Origin of the sequence: Microbacterium sp. UBA3394, from assembly GCF_002358725.1 — a bacterium.
GTDB lineage: Bacteria > Actinomycetota > Actinomycetes > Actinomycetales > Microbacteriaceae > Microbacterium > Microbacterium luteum.
Window position 1 is genome coordinate 1 of record NZ_DEPK01000020.1, and the last position, 6109, is coordinate 6109.

The 6109-nt window shown below is 66.3% G+C and carries 5 protein-coding genes and 1 pseudogene; 3 read left to right on the forward strand and 3 right to left on the reverse strand.

Features of this window, described 5'->3' with window-relative positions:
* The 3 genes and pseudogenes from B4E30_RS00795 to B4E30_RS00805 form a co-directional block, all read right to left on the reverse strand.
* A pseudogene (locus B4E30_RS00795) lies at positions 1-174 on the reverse strand (IS1380 family transposase); the annotation flags it as partial.
* Between the two features lie 121 nt (positions 175-295).
* Complete coding sequence (locus tag B4E30_RS00800; RefSeq protein WP_135950159.1) at positions 296-1195, reverse strand: LysR family transcriptional regulator; 900 nt, start codon at positions 1193-1195, stop codon at positions 296-298.
* 96 nt (positions 1196-1291) lie between these two features.
* Complete coding sequence (locus B4E30_RS00805; RefSeq protein ID WP_135950158.1) at positions 1292-2047, reverse strand: SDR family NAD(P)-dependent oxidoreductase; 756 nt, start codon at positions 2045-2047, stop codon at positions 1292-1294.
* A 103-nt stretch (positions 2048-2150) separates the two neighbouring features.
* Here B4E30_RS00805 and B4E30_RS00810 point away from each other — a divergent pair, with 103 nt between their 5' ends.
* The 3 genes from B4E30_RS00810 to B4E30_RS00820 are packed head-to-tail and all read left to right on the forward strand — an operon-like array spanning position 2151 to position 5933.
* Positions 2151-3521 (forward strand): CaiB/BaiF CoA transferase family protein, encoded by a 1371-nt coding sequence (locus B4E30_RS00810; RefSeq protein WP_286793090.1) that lies wholly within the window; start codon positions 2151-2153, stop codon positions 3519-3521.
* Between the two features lie 3 nt (positions 3522-3524).
* The gene (locus B4E30_RS00815) at positions 3525-4727 is read left to right on the forward strand and encodes an acyl-CoA dehydrogenase family protein (protein WP_194384091.1); all 1203 of its coding nucleotides are present in this window, start codon (positions 3525-3527) and stop codon (positions 4725-4727) included.
* 30 nt (positions 4728-4757) lie between these two features.
* Positions 4758-5933, forward strand: coding sequence for a thiolase family protein (locus B4E30_RS00820; RefSeq protein WP_005055005.1), 1176 nt, complete (start codon positions 4758-4760; stop codon positions 5931-5933).
* Positions 5934-6109: the final 176 nt, after the last annotated feature.

The following is a 6109-nucleotide window of genomic DNA, read 5'->3' on the forward strand; positions in this document are numbered from 1 at the left end:
CTTCGCACCCGCGTTGGCGCCCTTATCCGTCGGGACGCTCAACCGCTCACGCGCGAGCTCGTCCAACCCCGCGGAACGCGCCAGGCGGAGCATCGGCACCAGCCCCGCGGCCGACACGAGATTCGGATCATCGAACACCGCAGACACTGCGGCGGGGGCGTGCTTGAATTGCATCTACGAGATGCCTCTCCGACCAGACGAACAGAACCCTAAGCAAGCTCTATTCTTCCTGATCAGAGGGGCATTTCTACGTCACGACGCTCGCTCAACGCCCCGTCCATCGGTGGATCGAGGCTTAGTCCTGCGGCGTCGGGAGGACGGATTCGGACAACCGGAGCACGGCGTGCAAGGCACGGTCGTCGCTGTCGCGCAGCCACGCCATCCGCAGCTCGACAGGTGCGACGTCGTCGGTCAGGCGCAGGAAGCGCAAGTGCGGGTCGGCGATGCTGTCGATCACCGAGGACAGGGTCAATGAGCAGCCGATCTCGGCGGAGACGAGGGACATCAGCGTCCACGAGTCCGGTGCGTGCTGGACGACATCGGCGTTGAACCCGGCGGCTCTACTCATCTGTCGCAGCCGCTCCAGCAGCAACGTGCCGGTCTGCGGTTGGAGCGACACGAACGGCTCACCCTCGAACTGCGCGATCGACACGGCACCGGCGTCGGCTAGACGGTGGGTCTCCGGGACGGCGATGACGAGTTCCTCGACAGCGATCACGCGGGTGCGCACGGCGGCGGGAATGTGGTCCCACCTGCCGAGGGCGATGTCGATGTCGCCGCGGGTGAGCAGCTGCATCGCCGGTTGGGCGAAGTGCTGACTGAGCAGCTCGAGGTGGATGCCTGGGTGGTTCTGGTTGACTGCTCGGGCGAGCAATCCGACCATCACGTTGGAGGACGCACCCGCGTACGCCAGACGGACGTGACCGATCTCGCCCGTCCCGGCTGCGCGGGCGACCCTGCTCACCCGGTCCAGCGCGTCCAGGACCTCCTGGGCGGGGGCGACGAGGGCCTCGCCCACCGAGGTCAGCGTTACCTTGCGGGTGCTCCGCTCGAACAGCCGCGCACCCAACTCCCGCTCCAGCTGCTGGATGCCGCGGCTGATCGGCGGCTGCGCCATATGCAGGCGCTCGGCTGCCCGTCCGAAGTGCAGTTCCTCGGCGACGGCGAGGAAGGTGCGCAGCTGCTGCAGATCCATCCAGGGATTATTGCATAATCCGTACCGATGGAAGGTGGATTGGCATACAAGTCTGGATGAGTCGGCCGGGGTCGCGCAGACCCCGGCCGACCGAGATCACTGCGCGGTATAGCCGCCATCCACGACATACTCGGCGCCGGTGACGAAGGAAGCCTCGTCCGAGGCGAGGAAGAGTACGACGTTCGAGACTTCCTCGGGCTGGCCGGGCCGGTCGAGGATCGTCGTGGACAGCACGGCTTTCGTCGACTCCGGCGTCGCCAGCAGCCCCGTGGTCATGGGGGTGGCGATGACACCGGGATGCACAGAGTTCACCCGGATGCCGTACTTGGCCAGGTCCACCGCGCTGGCCTTGGTCAGCAGCCGGACGGCGCCCTTTGACGCCTCGTACGCGGCGGCGCTCGGTGCGCCGATGATGCCGTAGATCGACGAGATGTTCACGATCGATCCCCCGCCTGCGCGGACCAGAGCAGGCACCGCGGCCTTGGTGCCGAGGAAGACACCCTTGGCGTTGATGCGGAAGATGAGGTCCCACTCCTCCTCTGTGGTCTCCTCGACGGGCTTGAGGATGAGCACCCCCGCGTTGTTGACCAGAATGTCGAGCCGGCCGAAACGCTGCTCGGCTTCTGCCACGATCTCGTCCCACCTCGCCGCGATCGCGACATCCTGCTCCAGCCCCACGACCGTCCCGCCGTCACGGTTCGCTTCGGCGACGGTGTGCTCGAGCCCGGCCGAGTCGACGTCGGTGGCGAGGACGCTCGCCCCTTCCTGGGCGAGGCGGCGCACATGTGCGCGCCCCATCCCGTTCGCCGCGCCGGTGACGATCGCGACCTTGCCTGCAAGCCTGCTACCCATGGGTTCTCCTTAGCCTCATTGCTGATCACGCCCAGGCGCGGGCCGCTCCCGGCCCCATCGCCTCGACACCACCAGGGTGGCGTCGAAATGGGGAGCCTCGAGTGTGCCGTTCTGGAACAGCCCTCGTTTCATGAGATTAGAGCATCAATACGTGCCTGATCAGGTATTGGACGGACATAAACGGCTGCTGGGAGTCTGGACGAACACGACGACTGAGGTGTTCCCGATGATGAAGAGCTCGCTCCCGGATGGCCGGACGGTGCAGGACGTGGCCGGTGGTCCTTTCGAGGGTCTCCTGGTCGCGGATTTCGGCCGGGTACTCGCTGGCCCCTACTGCACGATGCTGCTCGCGGACCTCGGGGCGACGGTCATCAAGGTGGAGAGTCCGCTAGGGGACGAGACACGCAGCTACCGGCCACCGGAGTACCGAGGCGAGTCGACCTACTTCCTCTCCATTAACAGGAACAAGCAGTCTGTGGTGCTGGACTTCCGCAACCCCGATGACCTTGTCCTCGCACAGCGTCTCGCGGCCCGAGCCGATGTGGTCACAGAGAACTTCAAACCCGGCGGGCTCCGGCGATTCGGCTTGGACTACGAGTCCGTCAAGCGGGAGAACCCCAGTGTGATCTATGCGTCGATCACCGGCTTCGGTACCGCGGGAGGCGCGGGGCTCGCCGGCTACGACCTGCTCGCACAGGCGCTGTCTGGACTGATGAGCGTGACCGGCGCGCCGAACACGGAAGGGTTCCGCGCGGGCGTCGCGGTGTTCGATGTGATCACCGGGTTGCACACGTGCATCGCGATCACCTCCGCCCTTTACCACCGACAGCGCTCGGGAGAGGGACAGCACGTCGAACTGAACCTGCTGTCCTCCGCATTGTCGGGCATGGTCAACCAGACCGGCGGGTTTCTGCTGAGCGGGCAGTCTCCGACCCGGATGGGCAATGACCACCCCAGTATCTACCCCTACGCACCGTTTCGCACCCATGACGGGGAACTGGTGCTCGCGATCGGCAACGACGCGCAGTTCGCTACGTTCTGCGACGCCATCGGGCTGCCGCAGCTGGCCGCAGACACTCGCTTCGCGTCCAACGCAGACCGCAGCGCGCACCGAGACGCCCTGCGCCCGCTGCTGACAGCGCGGCTGGTCACCAAGACCGCATGGGAGTGGTTCGACATCTTCAGCCCGTTGCAGGTCCCGTGTGCGCCGGTCCTGGATGTCCGTGGAGGCGTCGAGTTCGCTGCGAAGATCGGCCTGGAGCCCAGCGTCGCGGCCGGCACCGGCGACCACGCGGTGCCCACCATTCGCAACCCCATAACGTTCTCCCGCACCCCCGCGAGTTACCGCGCCGCGCCTCCTGCACTCGACCAGGATGGCGAGGCGGTCCGACGGTGGCTGCAAGTCGCGGAAGACGATGAAGACCACGTCGGCGATCGGGTTACCGTCCCGGCGATTCGGAAAGAGGGACGCTGAGAGATGACGATCACGAAGGCGGCACATCCGGTGGATACGGACTTTTATCAGATCGGTGATCTTCTCGGCGACGACGACCGCAATCTCATCACACGTGTGCGCGGATTCGTGGATTCCGAGGTCCTGCCAGTTATCAACGAGTACTGGGAGTTAGCGGACTTCCCTTACCAGATCCTCCCCGCACTGGGCGAGCTGGGAATCGTGGGCACCGCGATCCAGGGCTACGGCTGTCCGGGACTGACCCGACTGCAGACCGGCCTCGTCGCGATGGAACTGTCTCGTGGAGACGGGAGTGTGAACACGCTCAATGCCGTGCACTCGGGACTTGCGATGGGCAGCATCGCGTTGCTCGGCGACGACGAGCAGAAGCAGCGCTGGCTGCCCGAAATGGCAGCCCTCCGCAAGCTCGGCGCGTTCGCGCTGACCGAGCCCGATCACGGCTCCGACTCCGTCGCCCTGGAGACCACTGCCCGCCGCGACGGGAGCGCGTATGTCATAGACGGTGCCAAACGGTGGATCGGGCTCGGACACGTTGCGGACCTCGTCATCATCTGGGCCCGCGACACAGCGGATGCCAAAGTGAAGGCATTCGTGCTCGAGAAAGGCGCTGACGGACAGTATCCCGAGGGGTACTCTGCGGAGGCGATCACCGGGAAGATCGCTAAGCGCGCGATCCAGCAGGCGCACATCGAGATCTCCGGACTGAGGATCCCTGCCGGGAACAAGCTGGCGAAGTCGACCTCATTCCGTGACGTCTCCGCGATCCTCAACCGCACCCGCAGCGCCGTCGCGTGGGAGGCGCTCGGGCACGCTCTCGCCGCGTACGAGGCAGCGGCGGTCTACGTCCAGGAACGTGTCCAGTTCGGCAAGCCCATCGCCAGCTTCCAGCTGGTGCAGAACAAGCTGGCCAACATGCTCGCCGATCTCACCGCGATGCAGTTGCTCTGCTTCCGCACAGCCACTCTGCAGGATGAAGGGCGACTGACGAACGAACAGGCCTCGCTCGCGAAGATGTTCACCGGCCAGCACGCGCGTGCACTCTGCCGGGATGCCCGCGACCTCCTCGGCGGCAACGGACTCCTTCTGGAGAACCACGTCGCCCGCCACCTCACCGACATGGAAGTCGTCCACACATATGAGGGGACCGACTTCATCCAGTCGCTCATCATCGGCCGCCAGATCACCGGAATATCGGCGTTCGCCTGACCCTCGGCCGACCACGGAAGGGAGCCCGCCATGACCGCGAGCTTTGTCTACGATGCTGTCCGCACCCCCTTCGGGCGGGCGGGTGGCGCGCTCAGCGGCATCCGGCCCGACGATCTCGCCGCAGTCGTCATGAAGGCGACCGTCGCGCGCATGGGCCTCGACCCCGCGCGCATCGATGACGTGATCTTCGGCGATGCGAACCAAGCAGGAGAGGACAACCGCGACGTCGCCCGTTTCGGGGCGCTGCTGGCAGGCTTCCCCACCAGTGTCACCGGCGTGACCGTCAACCGACTCTGCTCGTCGTCGCTGGAAGCGGTGATCCAGGCCGCCCGCGCTGTCGAGACCGGCGACGCCGGTCTCGTGCTCGCCGGCGGAGTGGAGTCGATGAGCCGGGCGCCGTTCATCGTGGAGAAGTCGCCGAGGCCGTGGCCGGCGGTCGGTAACCAGACACTGTGGAACACCTCCATCGGGTGGCGGATGACCAACCCGAAGCTGCCGAAGCAGTGGACCATCTCCAATGGAGAATCGGCGGAGAAGATCGCCCGAGAGTGGGGAATCTCCCGAGATGCCCAGGACGAGTTCGCCGTGCGCTCTCACCGGCTGGCAGCTAAAGCGTGGGCTGACGGGGTCTACGATGGCGAGATCGTGCACGTGCCAGGGGCCGACCTGGCACGCGACGAGGGCATCCGGGACGACACTTCCGTGGACAAGCTCGCCGGGCTTACTCCGCTGTTCGCGCGCGACGGCGAAGGCACCGTCACCGCCGGCAACTCCTCGCCGATCAACGACGGCGCTTCCGCCGTTCTGATCGCCGCGGAGGGTGCGCTGCCCGGCGAGCCACTCGCGCGGATTGCGGGACGCGGGGCGCATGGCGTCGATCCGCATCTGTTCCCGATCGCGCCGATCGAGGCGGCGAACAAGGCGCTCGCACGCGCCGGCCGGTCCTGGGCCGATGTCGACGTGGTCGAGCTCAACGAGGCGTTCGCTTCACAGTCGCTCGCATGCGTCGCCGGGTGGCCTGAACTTGATCCTGAGCGGGTCAACATCCACGGCGGAGCGCTGGCCATCGGCCATCCGCTGGGCGCTTCGGGGGGCCGCATTCTCGGGCATGCCGCGCATGAGCTTGCGCGACGCGGAGGCGGCGTCGCCGTCGTGGCGATCTGCATCGGCGTGGGTCAAGGCCTCGCCGTCGTGCTGGAACGGTGACAGTGAGACCGCGAGCATCCGTTCGTGGTGGGGTCATTGGCAGTCCCAGAGTCAACCGAAGCTTCAGCATTCCCCTCCGACGTTCTTCCTCGACGGTGAGATGCTCGAGCTCGGCCAGCTGCAGTGACCTCCAGCGCTCTCGCCGCCGTGACAGGGCCGCGTCCGTTTGAGTGGTG

Excerpts from the sequence above, each read along its gene's own strand:
- B4E30_RS00805 (WP_135950158.1), bottom strand. The coding sequence starts at position 2,047 with ATGGGTAGCAGGCTTGCAGGCAAGGTCGCGATCGTCACCGGCGCGGCG.
- B4E30_RS00815 (WP_194384091.1), top strand. The coding sequence starts at position 3,525 with ATGACGATCACGAAGGCGGCACATCCGGTGGATACGGACTTTTATCAG.
- B4E30_RS00800 (WP_135950159.1), bottom strand. The coding sequence starts at position 1,195 with ATGGATCTGCAGCAGCTGCGCACCTTCCTCGCCGTCGCCGAGGAACTG.
- B4E30_RS00820 (WP_005055005.1), top strand. The coding sequence starts at position 4,758 with ATGACCGCGAGCTTTGTCTACGATGCTGTCCGCACCCCCTTCGGGCGG.